The organism is Microvirga medicaginis (assembly GCF_052658925.1).
Window position 1 is genome coordinate 180,835 of sequence record NZ_JBQWEL010000009.1, and the last position, 19,988, is coordinate 200,822.

Genomic DNA, 19,988 nt, shown 5'->3' on the forward strand with positions numbered 1-19,988 from the left:
ATGGAAGTTCTCATCTATCTCGTGCCGACGGCGCTGCTCTTAGGCCTCACGGGTCTCGCCGCCTTTCTGTGGTCGCTCAAGAACGGCCAGTATGACGATGTCGAAGGCGCGGCCATTCGCGTTCTGAAGGATGACGACATCGCACCATGAGCACATCCACTGCCATGCCACGGGCGGGGCGGCTCGACTGCCTCTGCGAGCCGATTGAAGCAGCCGACGGCACGCCGGATTACGGCGGAACGGCGTTGCTCGCGATTGCCTTCGCATTGTCCGTGCTCTCGCAGGTATTGACCCTCACCATTCTTCCGCTTGCAGGCCTGTCGCTTGCTCCGAACGCAATCTGGGCCACCCTGCCCTATGCCGCCTTCTATGCCGGTGCGGCGCTCGCCAGCCTGCCTGCCTCCCTGCTGCTTGATGCCTTTGGCCGTCGTGCCGCTTTTTCCCTTGGTGCAAGCCTCGGTGTCGCTGGAGGCTTGCTGACAGCCTGGTCCCTGCTGCAATGGCAGTTCACCGGATTGGTGCTGGGCGCCTTCTGGCTCGGCATCGCCAGCGGCTTCAGCCTGTTCTATCGCCATGCGGCAGCCCCGCTCGGAGCGAAAGGAGCGGGCGCCATCTCACTGGTCTTTGGAGCTGCCACCATTGCGGGTCTCCTTGCGCCGAGCGTCGCGGCCTTCGCTGAGGGTCTCGCCGTCCCGCACGCCCTGGTGGGCATGGCAGGTGCGGCCGCGCTCGCTCACGTCGGTTCGCTTCTTGCCACGGCAGCTCTGCCCTATCGCCGGCTTCGCGGCGCTCGGACAGGGGCCGCGCCCTTGCAGGGATGGCAGCGCATTCTCTGGCCGAGCCTCGTCGGTGCACTTGGCTGGTTCGCCATGACGGCTCTGATGGGGGCCACCCCCATCGCGATGGTCGGCTGCGGTCTCGGCGAAGCTGTCTCTGGAGCCATCGCCTGGCACGTCATCGCCATGTATGCACCGTCTCTGGCTTTGGCCGGACTGCCCAAGTCGATCAGACCTGTCTGGATCGCCCTTGGCGGGTGTGTCCTGATAACCGTAGCGGCGCTCGTCTTTCTGGTTTCCAGCACGACAGCGGCCTTCACCCTCTCAGCCGCACTCCTCGGGATTGGCTGGTCTCTCGTGACGATAGGCACCACTCTCTGGGTTCACGAGGATGGTGAACTTTCCCGCTGGCTGCTTGGCCTCCATGATGGGGCCCTTCTCGGATCGGCGCTGCTCGGTGCCTTGGCGGCCGGTGTCGTGCATTAGAGCATCATGCAGAAAACCGGATCCATTTTTGAAGCATGATGCGCTCGGCGCTCTGCCGCTATTCCGTCGCGACATTATACGCCTGTAGGAAGCCACCTGTGCCTGTGCTAGGAACGCCATAGGAAAGATGACCGTTCTCCGTTGATCGACCCTGATCGAGCCGTGGAGGCCATCCCGACTGGAGTTTCCTTTGACTGCCTCGGATTCTGCGCCCTCTACCCTGTCGCAACAGGATATCAGCTTTCAGCTGCTGGTTGACGCGGTGACCGATTATGCGATCTGCATGATCGACACCGAGGGGCGGATCATCAGCTGGAACACGGGTGCCGAGCATATCGGCGGCTGGGGCGAGGACGAGATTCGTGGTCGCCACTTCTCGATTTTTCACACCCCTGAAGACCTCGAAAGCGGCAAGGCTGCGAGGGCGCTCGAGATCGCCCGGGACACCGGACGTTACGAGGAACAGGGCGTGCGCATCCGCAAGGATGGCTCGAGCTTCATCGCCCATGTCAGCCTCACGACCTTGAAGAACGAGGCCGGCGAGCTTCTTGGGTTTGCCAAGGTGATGCGCGACATCACGGAGCGCGTCGCCGCCGAAGAGGCCCTCAGAACCCGCGAGGCGCATCTACGCTCGATTCTGGAGACGGTACCGGATGCCATGATCGTCATCGACGAGGAGGCGCGCATCCAGTTCTTCAGCGCCGCCGCCGAACGCCTGTTTGGCTACACGGATCAAGAGGTCATCGGCGAGAACATCAAGATGCTCATGCCCGAACCTTACCGCGGGCAGCATGACGGTTACATGCATCGCTATCTCACCACGGGCGAGCGCCGTATCATCGGCATCGGCCGCGTGGTGGTGGGACAGAGCAAGGACGGAGCCACCTTCCCCATCGAGCTTGCCGTCGGCGAGATGCGTTCGGGCGGCCAGCGTTACTTCACCGGCTTCATTCGCGATCTCACCGAGCGGCAGAAGACGGAAGCCCGCCTGCAGGAGCTCCAATCGGAGCTCGTGCATATGTCGCGTTTCACGGCGCTCGGCGAAATGGCCTCGACCCTCGCGCACGAGATCAACCAGCCCCTCACAGCCATTGCAAACTATCTCAAAGGCTGCCGCCGCATCCTCCAGCGCATGGAAGGCCAGGACGTCAAGATGCTCGAGGGAGCCGTGAACCAAGCCGCGGAGCAGGCGCTGCGCGCCGGCCAGGTCATTCGCCACCTGCGCGAGTTCGTGGCGCGCGGCGAAAGCGAACGCCACCTCGAAAGCCTGCCCAAGCTGGTCGAGGAGGCCAGCGCCCTCGCCCTCGTCGGCGCCAGGGAAAAGGGTGTGCGCGTCATATACCGCTTCGACCCTGAGGCTCCGATGGTGCTGGCGGATCGCATTCAGATCCAGCAGGTGCTTTTGAACCTCATCCGCAATGCTATCGAGGCCATGGAGGATGCGCCCCGCCGGGAACTGGTGATCGCCACCCGATCCCTGCCGAAGGAGGAGTTGGTCGAGGTCAGCGTTGCCGATACGGGCACCGGCATCGAACCCGAGGTCTTGGAGCGTCTCTTTCAGCCATTCGTGACGACGAAGAAACATGGTATGGGCGTCGGCCTGTCGATCTGCCGAACCATCGTCGAATCCCATGGCGGGAAGATCTGGATCGAATCGGAAGTTGGCCGGGGAACCACGTTCAGGTTCACATTGCGTGCTGTCAGTCAGGAGGAGCTAGCGAATGCCGAGTGAAGCGATCGTGCATGTGGTGGATGACGACCTGGCGGTGCGCCAGTCCCTGTCCTTCCTGCTCGCCTCGGACGGTTTGCCGGTGCGCCTCCATGAATCGGCGTCCGCCTTTCTGGACAGCGTGAAAACCGCCTCCGACGGCTGCATCGTCACGGATGTGCGCATGCCCGGCATTGACGGCATCGAGTTCCTGCGACGCCTGAAAAGCCGTGGGTTCAAGCTGCCGGTCATCGTGATGACCGGCCATGCGGACGTGCCGCTTGCGGTGGAAGCCATGAAGGAAGGCGCCATCGACTTCATCGAGAAGCCGTTTGACGACGACCTCTTCCTGACGGCTGTCCGTGCAGCACTGAAATACCAGGAGGAGCATGCGCATCACGACGCGCAGACCGCCGAAGTGCGCGCCCGCGTCGAGGCCCTCTCGGAGCGGGAGAGCCAGGTTCTCGAAGGCCTTGTCGCCGGCAAGGCCAACAAAGTGATCGCTTACGATCTCGGCATCAGTCCCCGCACGGTCGAGATCTACCGGGCGAATGTGATGACGAAGATGCAGGCTTCCAGCCTCTCCGAACTCGTCCGCATGGCTCTTCTCGTCGGTATCCGCCCCACAGGACCTGGGGGAACTCCTTAAGGAATATTCCTGAAGTGCCAGCCGGCAGGGGCTTGACCCATATCAAGCCCTCGGTCCCTCGGTTGAATTAGGTTCTCGTGTGACCCTAGAGCCAGGGACCATTAGGACCTCATCATGTCCATGACACCAGGGCCGGTCATCGTCGTGGATGATGATGCCGCCGTTCGACAATCCTTAAAGTTCGCCCTCGAGCTCGAGGGGATGGACGTGCGCGTCTACGAAAGTGGCGCCGAACTGCTTGCCGAACCGGAGCTGCCCGCCAATGGCTGCCTGGTTGTCGATTATTACATGCCGTCCATGAACGGGGTCGAGCTGATGGACAGGCTCCGCCGGCGCCTTGTGAAGCTCCCTGCCATCTTGATTACCGCCCGCGCGACGGACGACATGCGCAAGCGCGCGGCCCATTCCGGCTTCCGCCAGGTCATTGAAAAGCCCTTGGAAGACAGCACCTTGCTCGACAGCATTCGCGGGGTCCTGAGCACCCCGGCCTGACCGTCTCGGGCCCCTCCGGGATATTCCTTAGGAGAGCATCTGAATTTCGCCCTCCGCTGCGTCAGGTTACCCCTGAGCTCACGTCAGACATTCACCAAAGACGAGAGCCCCGATGCAGACCGCGCACGCTTCCCTCAGGACCCAGATTGCCCCGAATGCTGCGCTCCTGCGCGACATCCCGGCATCCCGCACCACTCCCGAACTCGGCGCCGCCCGCACGGTAGCCAAGGACGAGGAGATCTTTGCCGAGGGCGACCGGGCCGCTTACTTCTACAAGGTCGTCTCCGGTGCCGTGCGCACCTTCAAGCTCCTGAGCGACGGCCGCCGCCAGATCGACGCCTTCCATCTCCCTGGCGATATCTTCGGCCTGGAATCGGGCGACGAGCACCGCTTCAGCGCCGAAGCTCTCGGTGATGCGACCATCATCGCCTATCGCCGCTGCAGCCTGGACGTTCTGGCCTCCCGCGATCAGGCCTTCGCCAACCAGGTGATCGCCTCCATGATGCGCTCCCTGGAGCGGGCTCAGGATCACATGCTGCTGCTCGGCCGCAAGCACGCCCTGGAAAAGATCGCGACCTTCCTGCTCGTTCTCTCCGAGCGTCTCACGGAAAATAGCCACGTCGATCTTCCCATGTCGCGCATCGACATCGCCGATCATCTGGGCCTTACCATCGAAACCGTCTCGCGCTCGCTCACGCAGCTCGAACGCCAGGGCATCATCGGGCTTCCGGCCCATCGCCGCTCCATCGTGCTGCGCGACAAGGCTGCCCTCGAGCGCCTCGAAGCCTGATCGACGTCATATCCTTCGTGAGAAAGCCTCAGGTCAAAGGCCCGAGGCTTTTTACGTATTCTACAGCGCGTCTTTGCACATCGCGCCACACGCGCAATTCCCGTTTGGCGTCTGCGAGAGCACGGTGAACAGGATCACCGTCCGCCTCATCCTTCCGGCGTGCCTGCGCGAGGATCTCCTTTGCAAGATTCGCCAGTTCGCTCTCCGGTACATTCGCCCCCTGCAAGATCCGGGTGATTGTTCCCTCATGCGCGACATCGGTATCCTGCAAGCGCAAGGCATGCCGCGGCAGCCCGGCGCCCCTCAGCAGCCTGCTGAGCCATTGCCCGTCCCATGAGGGAGCCGTGGCATAAAGAGCATGGCCTGAGAGCACATCCAGCATGCGCCTAGCCACCTCGTCATGTGCCTCCCCCTCGGAGATCAATCGCTCCCGCGTGAGATGATGAGTCGCTTCCGACTCCGCTGACCACTCTGTCCATGAGGGAGCAGGCTTGATGAGGTGCGTCTCCTCACCTCCCGATGCGAACACCCATGCAACCTCGATCGGGTAACCTTTCCTACCAAGCGAGGAGGCTTCGAAATCCAGAAAAACGATATCTGCCGTGTCGCCCATCGCCCGCTTCCGTGCGATCCACTTATAGATCCTACACTGCTAGGCGATATCGAAGAAGAGCAAGCCACCCTGCCCGCAGGAAAAGCTCGAATCCAATAGGGCTCACGCGGATGCCGCGGCCAGCATGGAGACAAGGTTTCTGGCAGATTGCTTCGGCTTCTCCAATAGAGCTTGGATTTTATCGGCGAGATCGGCGGCGCGATAAGGCTTGTAGAGCAGCTCAACGTCCTCGATCATTTCTTCGCTATCCACATAACCGGTTGTCAGGAGAACGTGGACGTCGGGCTTTTCGCTCTTGATGAAGCGAGCAAGGTCGATTCCGCTCAAGCCCCCGGGCATGCGGACGTCAGAGAGAACAAGACGAATGTGATCGTTCGTTTTCAGCACCTGGGCAGCCTCATCGCCGGTTTCCGCCTCGACAACGTCGAAACCGAGTGAATGCAGGGTTGAGATGGCCACCTGACGGACAGCAGGATTATCCTCTACGACCAGGACGGTCTGTCCCTTGCCGAAGGGCTTTGCGAAAACCGTCTGCTGCTCGTCGAGGCTCTCGGCCACCCCATGAGCTCGCGGCAGGAAGATACGAATTGTCGTTCCCTGATTGGGTGCGCTGTCGATCTCCACATGGCCGTGAGATTGCTGGACAAATCCGTAGACCATGCTGAGGCCCAGGCCCGTCCCTTTGCCGCTCTCCTTCGTCGTGAAGAACGGCTCGAAGACCCGTTGGAGAACGTCCGGCGACATGCCGATTCCCGTATCATTGACCGAAATCACGACGTAATCACCGGGGTGCTCAACCTTGCCTTCGTCCAAAGTCTGCGTGCCGACGGAGATCGACAGATCGCCACCTTCCGGCATGGCATCGCGCGCATTGACCGCAAGGTTGAGGAGGGCCGCTTCGAGCTGGGCTCGATCGACCTCGATCGGGTAGACATTGTCCGCCACATCCAAGCTGACATTGATCCGCTCGCCCAGGGTGCGACGCATCAGCTCCAGCAGCCCCGGCATCAGAGCGCCCACATCGATCATGGAGACCTGCAGCGGCTGGCGACGCGAGAAGGCGAGAAGCCTGTGCGTGAGATCAGCACATCGTTGAGCGCCTTCCATGGCCATCCTGACGCGCGTCTCCGCCTTCGCATTGCCTTTGATGACTTTCTGCAGCAGATCGAGATTGCCGATGACAACGCTCAGCATGTTGTTGAAGTCGTGCGCAATTCCACCCGTCAGGCGCCCCACGGCTTCCAGCTTGCTGGCATGGAGCAGGTTCTGCTCCATCTGCTTGCGCTCCGTGATGTCGAACCACATGCCGAAAAACTCGCGCGGACGTCCCTCGTCATCGTGCATAAGCATCGTCTGATCGAGGAAGAACCGCTCCGTCCCATCGGCACAAGTCCAGCGGTACTCCAAAGTGACGGCGCCTTGGTGCGTCAGCTCCTGGAGCTGCGCAAGCACCCTCTCCCGATCATCGGGATGAAGACGCGACGACCAGAAGTCCGGCGATTGCAGGAACGCCTTGGGCGGGAATCCGGTGATGCGTTCGACGCTCTCACTCGTGAAATGGAGCTGCCGGTGATCTTCCTGCACGGATGCGGTGTAGAGCGCAATCGGCAGTGATTCCAGGACAATGGATTGATGCTCCTCCCGGCGTCGCAGAGCCTGCTCGGTCTTGAGCTTCTCACTCCTGACCCTGAGGTTCTCCATGAGCAGGCGGCGTTCTTCCTCACCCTGTCGGCGGATCTCCTCCGTCTTGCGGTAAAGATCAACGAACACATCGACCTTCGACCTCAGGATCAGCGGCTCGATGGGCTTGAAAACATAATCGACAGCGCCGGCCGAGTACCCGCGGAAGACGTGCATGTCGTCCTTGTTGAAGGCCGTCAGGAACAGGATGGGAACACGTGACGAGCGTGGCCGGTTGCGGATGAGACCCGCAACCTCATAACCGTCGAGGCGGGGCATCTGCACGTCGAGAAGGATGACCGCGAAGTCATATTTCAGCACCTGCCGCAAGGCAGCCTCACCGGAATCTGCCGTGATGATCTCTATCCCAGGCGCCCGGAGGATCTCCTCGACAGCAATCAGATTCCGGGGGTCGTCATCGACCACCAGAATCTTTGCTGGCACAGGATTAGACATAGCGCGCGCCGGAACCTGAGGCTTCAGGTCGGTTTCCGGCTCACGTTGTCCGATACGTTCCATCATGTCCTCAGGCCGGTCTCTGCTGCACCACTGGAGTGTGTCTTCCCCTCAGGCACATAGGTGCTCCGACTCAGTTGAACGCGCAAGACGGCGAGAAGTTGATCGATGTCCACAGGTTTCGAGACATAATCGGTCGCACCCGCTTCCAGACATTTCTCCCTGTCACCCTTCATGGCCTTTGCCGTGACGGCAATGAGCGGAAGATTCCGATAGCGAGGATCCTTTCGGATTTCCCGCATCGTCTCGTAGCCATCCATCTCCGGCATCATGATATCGACAAGGGCGATGTCCACGTCAGGTGTCTCACGGAGCTTCTCGATGCCTTCAAGGCCATTCTCCGCAAAGATAACGCTGAGGCCATGTTGCTCAAGAGCGCTCGTCAGCGAGAAGATGTTGCGCATGTCGTCGTCGATGATGAGGACCTTGCGACCATCGAGCGCAGCCTCTCCTTTCGGTTCAACGATGATCTGACTCTCCTCCGGGATCGCACTGATCGAGCGATGAAGGAAGAGAGCCGTATCGTTCAGAAGCCGCTCGGATGATCCCTCACCCTTGAGGATCACGGTTGCAGCGATCTGTTCCAGACGACGCTCTTCCGCACGGCTCAGATCCTGTCCGGTATAGATGACGATCGGGAGATCCTCTCCTCCCTTTGTCTTGCGGATTCGCTCGATGAGCTCTGCGCCCGGAAGATCCGGCAAGCCGAGATCCACAACCGCACAGTCAAACTTGCGTGCCTGGATGGTCTCGAGGGCGGCCTCCGCCGTGGCAACGGCGGTGACATCCACCTCCTCGCCTTTCATGAGTTCGGAGATGCTCATCCGTTGGTTGTCATCGTCCTCGACGAGGATCAGCTTTTTGACCGGGCGATCGATGAAATCCTTGGTGCGGTTCAACGCCATCATCAGAGATTCCCGATCGACTGGCTTCTCCAGGAAGCCGAAGGCGCCTGCCTTGAGACCGCGCTTCTTCTGGTCATCCACCGAGATCACGTGGATAGGCACGTGACGCGTCCTCGGATCGTGCTTGAGAAGATCGAGCAGCGCCCAGCCATCCATATCGGGCAGACCGATATCAAGCGTGATCGCATGCGGCTTGTATCGATGCGCCAATGCAAGCGCCGAAGCTCCATCCATGGCGATCAGCCCCTTGAAGCCCTGCTCGCGAGCAAGTTCAAGAAGCACAGACGCAAACATCGCATCGTCCTCGATGATCAGAACGACCTTGTCCCCGGACACAATGGCGTGTCTGTCATCAAGCGATGCCGAGAGCGCCATGGGCGCCGATGGCTGACGCAGAATGGTGGACGAGGTATCGTCTGCAGCACCGGTCGCTCCACTTCCGTTAGGGCGCGGGCTCGAGGTCGATGTTTGGACACCGTGGTTTGCAGGCGGCTCCAGCGGCACGAACAGAGTGAAGGTCGATCCCTGTCCCGGCACACTCGACACCACGATCTCGCCACCGAGCAGACGTGCAATTTCGCGGCTGATCGAAAGGCCGAGACCCGTACCGCCATATTTGCGGCTCGTCGTGCCATCCGCCTGCTGGAACGCCTCGAAGATGATGCGTTGCTTGTCCTCCGGAATACCGATTCCGGTATCCGTGACGGAGATCGAGATCCACTGGCTGCCGGCCCGCAGAGGTGAACCTTCAGCCGAACCGATGTGCAGTCGCACGCCACCTTTTTCTGTGAACTTGAAGGCATTGGACAGGAGATTGCGCAGGACTTGCTGCAGCCGCTTCGAGTCCGTCCTGATCATGGGCGGAAGTTGCGGATCCACATCGATATGGAAGTCGAGCTTCCGCTCCTCCGCAATCTGGCGGAAGGTGCGCTCCATATGATTGACGAGATCCTTGAAGCCCACATTCGTGACTTCGAGGCTCACCGTGCCGGACTCGATCTTCGACAGGTCGAGGATGTCATTGATCAGGGCAAGCAGGTCCGAGCCCGCCGCGTGGATCGTCTTGGCGAATTCCTTCTGCTTATCGGTCAGATTGCCATCAGGATTTTCCGTGAGGAGCTTCGACAGGATCAGGAGAGAGTTCAGCGGCGTACGCAGCTCATGGCTCATATTGGCCAGGAACTGGGACTTGTAGCGCGAGGTCAGCGACAATTGCTCGGCTTTCTCCTCCAGAGCTGTCTTCGCGACAGAAACCTCGCGGTTCTTGGCCTCGACCTCCTGCTTCTGCAGCTCGAGCAGGCGAGCCTTGTCCTCAAGCTCCTCATTGGACTTCTGAAGCGCTTCCTGCTGCTGGCGCAGAAGCTCTTCCGACTGACGGAGGGTCGCCGCCTGCTGCTCCAGACGGTCATTCGTGTTCTTCAACTCCTCCTGCTGGCTCTGCAGCTCGATCGTGAGAAGCTGCGATTGCTTGAGCAGGCCTTCCGTCCGCATGTTGGCGGCAATGGTGTTGAGAACGATACCGATCGACTCGGTCAGCTGGTCGAGGAACGACTGATGCGTTTCCGAGAAGCGGCTGAACGAGGCAAGCTCGATGACAGCCTTTACCTCCTGTTCGAACAGCACCGGCAGAACGATGATGTTGAGCGGCGGAGCCTCGCCCAATGCGGAGCTGATGGTAATGTAATCGCCTGGGGCATTGGTGACGAGAATGCGCTTCTTCTCATAGGCAACCTGCCCAACAAGGCCTTCCTTGAGACGGAAGCGATTGTTGAGATGCTTGCGCTCGGTAAAAGCGTAAGAAGCAACGAGCTCGAGCATCGGCTCGCTGCCATCCGCGTCGACCGTATAGAAAACGCCATGCTGTGCGTTCACCAGCGGCGCGATCTCCGACAGGATCATGTTGGACACTGTGGTGAGATCGCGTTCGCCCTGCAGCATGCGAGTGAACTTGGCGAGGTTGGTCTTGAGCCAATCCTGCTCCGCATTCTTGAGCGTCGTGTCGCGCAAGTTGCGGATCATCTCGTTGACGTTGTCCTTAAGCGAGGCAAGCTCGCCGGATGCCTCCACCGAAATCGATCGGGTCAGGTCGCCCTTCGTCACGGCAGTCGCCACGTCCGCGATGGCGCGCACCTGCGTGGTGAGGTTGGCGGCAAGCTGGTTCACGTTGTCGGTCAGATCGCGCCACAGGCCCGCTGCACCCGGCACCCTCGCCTGGCCGCCCAGCTTGCCCTCGACACCCACCTCGCGAGCCACGTTCGTGACCTGGTCCGCAAAGGTGGCGAGCGTGTCGATCATTTCGTTGATGGTATCGGCGAGCGCTGCGATTTCGCCCTTGGCGTCCACTGTGAGTTTGCGCTTGAGATCACCTTCTGCCACTGCGGTCACGACGCTGGCGATACCGCGCACCTGACCGGTGAGGTTGTTCGCCATCGTGTTCACATTGTCGGTGAGGTCCTTCCAGGTTCCGGCAACGCCGCGCACTTGGGCCTGGCCACCGAGCTTGCCCTCGATACCCACCTCGCGCGCCACGCGAGTAACTTCCGATGCGAAGGAGTTGAGCTGGTCCACCATCGTGTTGATGGTGGATTTCAGCTCCAGGATCTCACCGCGGACATCGACGGTGATCTTCTTGGACAGGTCACCATTTGCAACGGCGGTGGTGACCTCGGCAATGTTGCGCACCTGACCGGTGAGGTTCGCGGCCATCATGTTCACATTATCAGTGAGATCCTTCCAGACACCACCGACGCCGCGCACCTGCGCCTGGCCACCGAGCTTGCCCTCTGTGCCCACTTCGCGCGCCACGCGGGTCACTTCGCCCGCAAACGAATTGAGCTGATCCACCATCGTGTTGATGGTGTTCTTCAGCTCGAGGATCTCACCTTCGACCGCCACGGTGATCTTCTTGGACAGGTCGCCCATGGCGACAGCGGTCGTCACCTCGGCGATGTTGCGCACCTGACCCGTCAGGTTCGCCGCCATCATGTTCACATTGTCGGTGAGGTCCTTCCAGGTTCCGGCCACGCCGCGCACCTGGGCTTGGCCACCGAGCTTGCCCTCGGAACCCACTTCCTTCGCGACGCGGGTCACTTCCGAAGCGAAGGAGTTGAGCTGGTCCACCATCGTGTTGATGGTGTTCTTCAGCTCCAGGATCTCGCCGCGCACCTCCACAGTGATCTTCTTGGACAGGTCGCCCATGGCGACAGCGGTCGTCACCTCGGCGATGTTGCGCACCTGACCCGTCAGGTTCGCCGCCATGAGGTTCACGTTGTCGGTAAGGTCCTTCCACGTGCCGGCAACGCCCTCCACGCGAGCTTGGCCGCCGAGCTTGCCTTCCGAACCCACTTCGCGCGCCACGCGGGTCACTTCGCCCGCGAACGAATTGAGCTGGTCCACCATCGTGTTGATGGTGTTCTTGAGCTCCAGGATCTCGCCGCGCACCTCCACGGTGATCTTCTTGGACAGGTCGCCATTCGCAACAGCGGTAGTGACTTCAGCGATGTTACGCACCTGACCGGTGAGGTTTGCGGCCATGAGGTTCACGTTGTCGGTCAGGTCCTTCCACGTGCCGGCCACGCCGCGCACCTGGGCCTGGCCACCGAGCTTGCCTTCCGAGCCCACCTCGCGTGCGACACGCGTCACTTCCGAAGCGAAGGAGTTGAGCTGGTCCACCATCGTGTTGATGGTGTTCTTCAGCTCCAGGATCTCGCCGCGCACCTCCACGGTAATCTTCTTGGACAGGTCGCCATTCGCAACAGCGGTGGTCACCTCGGCGATGTTACGCACCTGGCCCGTCAGGTTCGCCGCCATCATGTTCACGTTCTCAGTGAGGTCGCGCCAGACGCCGCCGACGCCCTCCACCTGCGCCTGGCCACCGAGCTTGCCCTCGGAGCCCACTTCCTTCGCGACGCGGGTCACTTCCGAAGCGAAAGAGTTGAGCTGATCCACCATGGTGTTGATGGTGGATTTCAACGCCAGAATTTCGCCCTTCACATCGACGGTGATCTTCTTGGACAGGTCACCCCGGGCAACGGCGGTGGTGACCTCGGCAATGTTGCGCACCTGGCCGGTCAGATTTGCGGCCATCATGTTCACGTTTTCCGTCAGGTCCTTCCAGACGCCGCCGACGCCACGCACTTCCGCCTGACCGCCGAGCTTGCCCTCGGTGCCCACTTCGCGCGCCACGCGGGTCACTTCGCCCGCGAACGAATTGAGCTGGTCCACCATCGTGTTGATGGTGTTCTTCAGCTCCAGGATCTCGCCGCGCACCTCCACGGTAATCTTCTTGGACAGGTCGCCATTCGCAACAGCGGTAGTGACTTCAGCGATGTTACGCACCTGGCCGGTGAGGTTTGCGGCCATGAGGTTTACGTTGTCGGTCAGGTCCTTCCACGTGCCGGCCACGCCCTTCACCTTGGCTTGGCCACCGAGCTTGCCTTCCGAGCCCACCTCGCGGGCCACGCGGGTCACTTCGGACGCAAAGCTTCCGAGCTGGCCCACCATCGTGTTGACGACCTTGCCGATGCGCAGGAACTCTCCACGCAGGGGGCGCCCTTCCGTTTCAAGTTCAATGGTCTGGCTGAGATCGCCCTTGGCCACGGCGCCGATCACGCGGGCCACTTCAATGGTCGGCTGAACGATGTCGCCGATCATGGAATTCACAGAAGCGATGCAATCACTCCAGCAGCCTGTCGCTCCATCGAGGCGACCACGTTCGCTAATGCGGCCTTCCTTACCCACCACCTTCGCGACGCGATCGAGCTCGCGGGCGAGGCCCTGGTTCAAATCGGCAATATCGTTGAAGGCTTCTGCAACCTCGCCATCGATCCCGGTCATGTCGGTTGGCAGGCGAACCGAAAAGTCCCCTTTCCGGAAAGCACGCAAGACTTTGAGCAGCAGCCTGGGATCAAGCTGCGATGTAGCAGATTCGATTTGTGGCATGAAGGCCCCCGTAACACCATCCGGGCAAACGGCCCGGCACCCCTTGCAGTGCGGCAAACCGACGGGTGCTCACTCCACCTCTGGACGGAAGCCGACCCTCCTTAACGTAGACTTGGGATAAAAGTTCCCAAATGCAAAGGCGCCGCCACAGGACTCTTTTCCGCAACCACGAACAAGGTTAACTGGCAACGCAAGTGATATGAAATACCAGAGAAGTGGCTGCGAGCTGTCAGCCCTGCAGCTTGAGCCCGCGGTCCCAAGGAGGGCTGGGACCGAACCGTTGTGCCAGGAAATCCACGAAGGCTCGTACCTTGGCCGGCGGATGGCGGTTGGCCGGATAAACCGCAAAAACCCCGGGCAGTTCGAGCGGCGGATAATCGAGACTCAGGGCCAGAAGCCGCCCTGCCCGCAGTTCTCCGCTGACGACGAAGGTAGGCTCATAGATAAGGCCCTGTCCTGCAACAGCAGCAGCCACGAGAGCATCACCATTGTTGACGCGAAGGTTACCCTTGATCGGGATCTTTACCCTCCCCTCTGCGTCAAACGCCCATTCGTCCGGCCCAAGAGCACGGGACAGGGTGTAGCCGAGGCAGTTGTGTTCCGTGAGATCCGCCACGGTTTTCGGCGTCCCCTTCTCTTGAAAATACGCCGGCGATCCGCAGACCGCGAGCCGGCAGGGGGCAATCCTGCGTGCGATCATGGTGGAATCCCGCAAGCGCCCAATCCGCACGGCCACATCCCATCCCTCCTCGATCAGATCGACGAAGCGGTCGTTCAATCCGAGATCGACCGTTACAGCGGGATGGAGGCGAGAGAATTCGGCCATGAGGGGTGCAACCTCCCGAAAGCCGAAGGAGAGCGGTGCATTCACCCGCAGCATGCCCTTCACCTCGACCCGCTCTGCGGAAGCCACAGCTTCCGCCTCCTCCACTTCAACGAGGATGCGCTCGGCGCTCTCAAGATAACGCCGACCTGCCTCGGTGAGGGTGAGACGCCGGGTCGTACGGTGGAGGAGCTTGACGCCAAGCCGCTCCTCAATAGCCCCGACATGCTTTGTCGCCATGGTCTGAGAGATGCCAAGCGATCTGGCAGCAGCCGATAGGCTGCCAAGAGCGGCCACTCGCACGAAAATCTGCATTCCAGTGACGCGATCAAGCATGAATTTCACTCCCCAAGGGTGAAGTCTTATCCAAGGCGCCGGGATTATCAACTCACAAGGTGAGGCATAGATGAGCCTGAACGACTCTCGGGCCCTCCCGCTCGCAGCGGGACGGTTCCCGCCTCTCTCTAAGGATTTTGCAATGCTCGTGAATGGGAAATGGTCGGCTGAATGGCACCCTGTACAGGCCAAGGATGCTAAAGGCGGCTTCGTGCGGCAGACATCGAGATTCCGCAACTGGATCACGCCAGACGGCAGCGCGGGCTCCATGGGTGAAGCCGGATTCAAGGCTGAAGCTGGGCGCTATCACCTTTATGTTGCGCTGATCTGCCCCTGGGCCTCACGCACCCTGATCGCCCGTGCGTTGAAAGGTCTGGAGAACGCCATCTCTGTTTCCATTCTCGAGCCGGCGCTGACCGACGAAGGCTGGCGTTTCGGCGACGGCGGTGGCGAAACCCGCGATAAGATCAATGGGGCGACCTACATGCACGAGATATACACAAAGGCCGATTCGACCTTCACAGGTCGCGCGACCGTGCCGGTTCTCTGGGACAAGGAACGGCAGACCATCGTGAACAATGAATCCGCCGACATCGTCCGCATATTCAACTCTGGCTTCGGCAGCCTCGCTAACGACACATACGATCTTTACCCGGAGGATCTGCGTGCCAGCATCGATGCGCTCAACGACATCATCTATCCAGGCCTGAACAATGGCGTTTACCGCGCAGGCTTTGCAACGACGCAGGCAGCATACGAAGAAGCCTTCCATCAGGTCTTCACCACGCTGGACAGGTTGGAAGGTCTTCTGTCCGATCGTGCCTTCCTCTTCGGCAGCCGTCTGACGGAAACAGATATCCGTCTCTTCGTCACCCTCATCCGCTTTGATGCGGCTTATCATGGGCTGTTCAAGTGCAACCTGCGGCGTATCGCGGATTATCCGCACCTCTCCACTTATCTCGGCCGCATGCTGGATATCCCAGGCATCGCTACTACAGTCAGCATCGACCACATCAAGAGAGGCTATTATTCGATCAAAGCTCTCAACCCGAACAGCATCGTGCCTGTCGGGCCTGAGCTGCCTTTTGCCGAAAAGCTGCAGGTCACCGCCGATAAGGCAGCGGTCTGATACGCTGGAAGCAAGTGAAACAATTGCCTGAAAAGGTTATCATGGAACTGGGCATCTACACTTTCGCCGAGAGAACGCCGAATCCCAAGACGGGTCATCTCATCAGTGCCGCACAACGCTTGCGGGATTTGATCGAGGAGATCGAGCTTGCCGATCAACTCGGCTTGGAGGTGTTCGGCGTCGGTGAACATCATCGGCCGGATTATGTGGTATCCGCTCCAGCCGTCGTTCTGGCAGCCGCCGCCGAGCGCACGAAGAACATTCGCCTGACCAGCGCCGTGACGGTGCTGAGTTCCGATGATCCCGTGCGCGTATTCCAAAGCTTCGCGACGCTTGATCTCCTATCTGGCGGACGCGCAGAGATCATGGCGGGTCGCGGCTCGTTCATCGAGTCGTTCCCGCTCTTCGGTCATGATCTGAAAGATTACGACACGCTCTTCGCAGAAAAGCTCGACCTGCTCCTGAAGATCCGAGATCAGGAGCGCGTCACCTGGTCAGGCGAACATCGTCCTCAGCTTCAAGACCAGCCCGTTTATCCGCGTCCTGTTCAGAATCCTCTGCCGATCTGGATCGCTGTAGGCGGCACACCGCAATCGGTGGTGCGCGCAGGCGTGCTTGGGCTTCCACTCGCAATCGCCATCATCGGCGGAGAGCCGGAGCGCTTCGCACCCCTCGTCTCACTCTATCGTGAAGCGGCACGGCGGGCTGGCCGTGATCCCTCGCGCCTCAAGGTCGGCATCAACACCCATGCCTATGTGGCACCCACATCGCAGCAGGCAGCTGATGAATTCTTCCCGCCCTATGCCGACGTGATGTCGAAACTCGGGCGAGAGCGCGGATGGGGACCGACGACGCGGGAACATTTTGAAGCGATGCGCTCCCCTCGTGGCGCGCTAGCCGTCGGCAGCGCACAGGAAGTCATCGATAAGATCCTTTTCCAGCATGAGATCTTCGGCCATGACCGCTACCTCGCCCAGTTCAGCGTCGGCACAATGCCTCATGGCCAGATTATGCGGAGCATTGAGCTGTTCGGAACGAAGGTCGCGCCCATTATTCGGAAAGAAGTCCAAGGCCGCCGCAAAGCCGAATAGGTCAGAGGGGGCGGACCCCGAATCCCTTCTCCAGCACTGCGTCACAACGCACAGACGCCCATCCCTGAGAATTCTCAGGGATGGCTATAGGCAGAAATCTTTTTCACATCTATATAAAAGCATTAGAATATTTCACATGGGAAAACGTGAAAATGGCTGCACGTGGCGCCTTGGACCTGATCGGCAAAACGCCTCTCCTCGAAGTAACGCACCTGGATACCGGCCCCTGCAGGCTATTCCTGAAGCTTGAGAGCGCTAATCCGAGCGGCTCCATCAAAGACCGCCCTGCCCGCGCCATGATCGAGGCCGCAGAAAAGAACGGCAGCCTGAAGCCCGGCGGTACCATCGTGGAGGCCACTGCCGGCAATACGGGCGTTGGACTCGCTTTGGTCGGTGCCAGCAAGGGCTATCGCACCCTCCTCGTCGTTCCGGACAAGATGTCCCGCGAGAAAGTGCTGCATGCGAAGGCCCTCGGCGCCGAAGTAATCATCACGCGCTCGGATGTCGGCAAGGGTCATCCCGATTACTATCAGGACCTCGCCCAGAAGATCACGAGCCAGACGCCCGGCGCCGTCTACGTCAATCAATTCGAGAACCCCGCGAACCCGGCAGCTCATGAGGCGAGCACAGGCCCTGAAATCCTTGAAGGCATGGGAGGCGATGTCGATGCCGTCGTTGTCGGCGTCGGCTCAGGCGGCACGCTGACCGGTATTGGGCGCTACCTCAAGAAGGCTTCTCCCAAGACAGCGATGATTCTTGCCGATCCTGCCGGCTCCATTCTCGCCCCGCTCGTGGAAACGGGAGAGATGACGGAGGCAGGCTCATGGGCCGTCGAAGGTATCGGCGAGGATTTCGTGCCCCCAAACTGCGACCTTTCTCTCGTGAAGAAAGCCTATTCCATCGGCGACAAGGAAAGCTTCTCCGCTGCTCGCGAATTGCTGCGTAAAGAAGGTATTCTTGCCGGTTCATCATCCGGCACATTGCTGGCCGCGGCCTTACGTTATTGCCGCGAGCAGAGCGAGCCGAAGCGCGTGGTCACGCTCGTCTGCGACACGGGCGCCAAGTACCTGTCGAAGGTGTTCAACGATGCCTTCATCGCACAGGAGGGATGGCTTGATCGTACGCCGACCGGAACTGCACGCGACGTGGTGATCAACCCCTTCGGCGAAGGCGCCACGATCTTCGTCTCCCCGAACGAGACACTTCGTTCCGCCTTTGCGCGCATGCGCTCCTCTGACATCTCGCAGCTTCCGGTGATCGAGAATCGCCGTGTTGTCGGTCTCATCGACGAGAGCGACATCCTCGACGCGCTGGTCGCAAACGAGAATGCTCCGCAGAGCGTCTTCAACAAGCCCGTGCGCGAAATCATGGTCACGCGCCTGCAGACCGTTTCTGCGCAGGCTCCCGTCAAGGAGCTTCTGCCTCTCTTCACCGTCGGTCTCGTGCCGGTCATCATGGATGGCGACAATTTCGTCGGCCTCGTCACCCGCATCGACCTCATCAACTACTTCCGGATTCAGGCTCAATGAACGACCGCAACCAACTCGCCTTCGCCACCCGCTGCATCCATGCGGGCCAGACACCGGATCCTACGACGGGCGCGGTGATGATGCCGATTTACGCGACATCGACCTTCGCGCAGGAAAGCCCCGGCATTCACAAAGGCTTCGAATACGCACGCTCGCAGAACCCGACCCGCATGGCCTTTGAGCGCTGCATTGCTGACCTCGAAGGAGGAACGGCCGCTTTCGCATTCTCCTCCGGACTCGCTGCGAGTGCGACCGTTTTGGATATGCTGGAACAGGGCTCTCACATCGTCGCATCGGACGATCTCTATGGCGGCACGCGCCGCCTCTTCGAGAAAGTACGCAAGCAATCGGCCGGACTCGATATCAGCTATGTTGATCTCGGCAATCCGGATGCCGTGAAGGCAGCCTTGCGCCCCAACACGCGCCTCGTCTGGGTTGAAACCCCCACTAACCCGCTCCTGAAGCTTGCAGACCTGGAAGCCATTGCCCAAGTCACGCGCGGCCACGGCACATGGCTGGTCGCGGACAATACATTCGCGAGTCCCTGGGTACAGCGTCCGCTGGAATTCGGTTTCGACATCGTCGTGCATTCTACGACCAAGTACCTGAACGGCCATTCCGATATGGTGGGCGGTGTCGTGATCGTAGGCCAGAACCAGGAAGCTCGCGAGAAGATCGCATTCCTTCAGAATGCCGTCGGCTCGATCTCCGGCCCCTTCGACAGTTTCCTGGCGCTGCGTGGTTTGAAAACCTTGTCTCTTCGCATGGAGCGGCACTGCACATCGGCTCTGAAGATTGCAGAGTTTCTTGAGGCGCACCCGCAGGTGGATAGTGTGATCTATCCGGGCCTAGCCTCCCATCCACAGCATGAACTGGCAAAGCGCCAGATGCGGGGCTTCGGCGGCATTATCACGGCTCGCATCAAAGGTGGACTCGATGGCGCAACGCGCTTCCTGGAGCGCTGCCAGCTCTTTACACTTGCGGAGAGTCTTGGTGGCGTGGAGAGCCTGATCGAGCATCCGGCCATCATGACCCATGCTTCCGTTCCGCCGCATGTGCGCGCAGAACTCGGGATCGACGACGGATTGGTGCGCCTCTCTGTCGGCATCGAAGATGCCGACGATCTGATCCAGGATCTACGCTCGGCTCTTGCTTAATTGGAATAAATCCCTGAAGCGGCTCGAGAACTCGGCCCTTCCTACTCTTAAGGCAGCTTCGATGCGATCCTCTTGATCGTGACTTTGAGCAGGGTCATCACTGCCTCCGTGGTGAGATCAATCATCACGGAGGCAGTGTCCCGGCTCTTCCGGAGCCGACCAAGCGCACGCGGCCATATCAGGTGAGGTTGCGCCGAGCGCATCAGGCAGAACTTGTCATTTGTGATGAGAGTGTTGAGCGGACCTCTTCGGATCGACCACGCGCTTTCGCTGTCTCATGAGCACTTACGAACACTTACCTCAAATCCTCGTCGATCTGCATATCGTTGCGTTGGCCCATATGATGCTGCGGCAGGCTACAGATTGT

At 60.3% G+C, this 19,988-nt stretch carries 14 protein-coding genes; 10 read left to right on the forward strand and 4 right to left on the reverse strand.

Features of this window, described 5'->3' with window-relative positions:
* The 6 genes from ccoS to ACUXUR_RS13830 all read left to right on the forward strand — a co-directional run bounded on the left by ccoS (position 1) and on the right by ACUXUR_RS13830 (position 4,901).
* The gene (gene ccoS / locus ACUXUR_RS13805; protein WP_445502935.1) at positions 1–150 is read left to right on the forward strand and encodes a cbb3-type cytochrome oxidase assembly protein CcoS; all 150 of its coding nucleotides are present in this window, start codon (positions 1–3) and stop codon (positions 148–150) included.
* A complete protein-coding gene (locus ACUXUR_RS13810) occupies positions 147–1,262 on the forward strand; it encodes an MFS transporter (protein ID WP_445502936.1) in 1,116 nt (371 codons plus the stop codon). The genes ccoS and ACUXUR_RS13810 overlap by 4 nt, the downstream gene beginning before the upstream one ends.
* Positions 1,263–1,452: 190 nt before the next feature.
* On the forward strand, positions 1,453–2,994 hold the full coding sequence (locus tag ACUXUR_RS13815) for a PAS domain-containing sensor histidine kinase (RefSeq protein ID WP_445502937.1): 1,542 nt from the start codon (positions 1,453–1,455) through the stop codon (positions 2,992–2,994).
* Positions 2,984–3,619, forward strand: coding sequence for a response regulator FixJ (fixJ, locus tag ACUXUR_RS13820; RefSeq protein WP_445502938.1), 636 nt, complete (start codon positions 2,984–2,986; stop codon positions 3,617–3,619). The genes ACUXUR_RS13815 and fixJ overlap by 11 nt, the downstream gene beginning before the upstream one ends.
* A gap of 114 nt (positions 3,620–3,733) precedes the next feature.
* Positions 3,734–4,111: a response regulator transcription factor gene (locus ACUXUR_RS13825; RefSeq protein WP_445502939.1), complete on the forward strand. Its 378-nt coding sequence runs from the start codon at positions 3,734–3,736 to the stop codon at positions 4,109–4,111.
* Between the two features lie 112 nt (positions 4,112–4,223).
* Positions 4,224–4,901, forward strand: coding sequence for a helix-turn-helix domain-containing protein (locus ACUXUR_RS13830; RefSeq protein WP_445502940.1), 678 nt, complete (start codon positions 4,224–4,226; stop codon positions 4,899–4,901).
* Between the two features lie 28 nt (positions 4,902–4,929).
* Here ACUXUR_RS13830 and ACUXUR_RS13835 read toward each other — a convergent pair whose 3' ends face one another.
* From ACUXUR_RS13835 to ACUXUR_RS13850, 4 genes are all read right to left on the reverse strand, one after another.
* Positions 4,930–5,514 (reverse strand): 3'-5' exonuclease, encoded by a 585-nt coding sequence (locus ACUXUR_RS13835; RefSeq protein ID WP_445502941.1) that lies wholly within the window; start codon positions 5,512–5,514, stop codon positions 4,930–4,932.
* Positions 5,515–5,616: 102 nt separating this feature from the next.
* Positions 5,617–7,716 (reverse strand): response regulator, encoded by a 2,100-nt coding sequence (locus tag ACUXUR_RS13840; RefSeq protein WP_445502942.1) that lies wholly within the window; start codon positions 7,714–7,716, stop codon positions 5,617–5,619.
* Positions 7,713–13,556 carry a HAMP domain-containing protein gene (locus ACUXUR_RS13845; RefSeq protein ID WP_445502943.1) on the reverse strand — a complete coding sequence of 1,948 codons (5,844 nt, stop codon included), beginning with the start codon at positions 13,554–13,556 and terminating at the stop codon, positions 7,713–7,715. The genes ACUXUR_RS13840 and ACUXUR_RS13845 overlap by 4 nt, the downstream gene beginning before the upstream one ends.
* Before the next feature lie 229 nt (positions 13,557–13,785).
* Positions 13,786–14,715 (reverse strand): LysR family transcriptional regulator, encoded by a 930-nt coding sequence (locus ACUXUR_RS13850; protein ID WP_445502944.1) that lies wholly within the window; start codon positions 14,713–14,715, stop codon positions 13,786–13,788.
* A gap of 142 nt (positions 14,716–14,857) precedes the next feature.
* Here ACUXUR_RS13850 and ACUXUR_RS13855 point away from each other — a divergent pair, with 142 nt between their 5' ends.
* From ACUXUR_RS13855 to ACUXUR_RS13870, 4 genes are all read left to right on the forward strand, one after another.
* Positions 14,858–15,844 carry a glutathione S-transferase family protein gene (locus tag ACUXUR_RS13855; protein ID WP_445502945.1) on the forward strand — a complete coding sequence of 329 codons (987 nt, stop codon included), beginning with the start codon at positions 14,858–14,860 and terminating at the stop codon, positions 15,842–15,844.
* A gap of 41 nt (positions 15,845–15,885) precedes the next feature.
* Positions 15,886–16,935 (forward strand): LLM class flavin-dependent oxidoreductase, encoded by a 1,050-nt coding sequence (locus tag ACUXUR_RS13860; protein ID WP_445502946.1) that lies wholly within the window; start codon positions 15,886–15,888, stop codon positions 16,933–16,935.
* 152 nt (positions 16,936–17,087) lie between these two features.
* Positions 17,088–18,464 carry a pyridoxal-phosphate dependent enzyme gene (locus ACUXUR_RS13865; protein WP_445502947.1) on the forward strand — a complete coding sequence of 459 codons (1,377 nt, stop codon included), beginning with the start codon at positions 17,088–17,090 and terminating at the stop codon, positions 18,462–18,464.
* The gene (locus ACUXUR_RS13870) at positions 18,461–19,621 is read left to right on the forward strand and encodes a cystathionine gamma-synthase (protein ID WP_445502948.1); all 1,161 of its coding nucleotides are present in this window, start codon (positions 18,461–18,463) and stop codon (positions 19,619–19,621) included. Before ACUXUR_RS13865 ends, ACUXUR_RS13870 begins: the two co-directional genes overlap by 4 nt.
* Positions 19,622–19,988 lie beyond the last annotated feature (367 nt).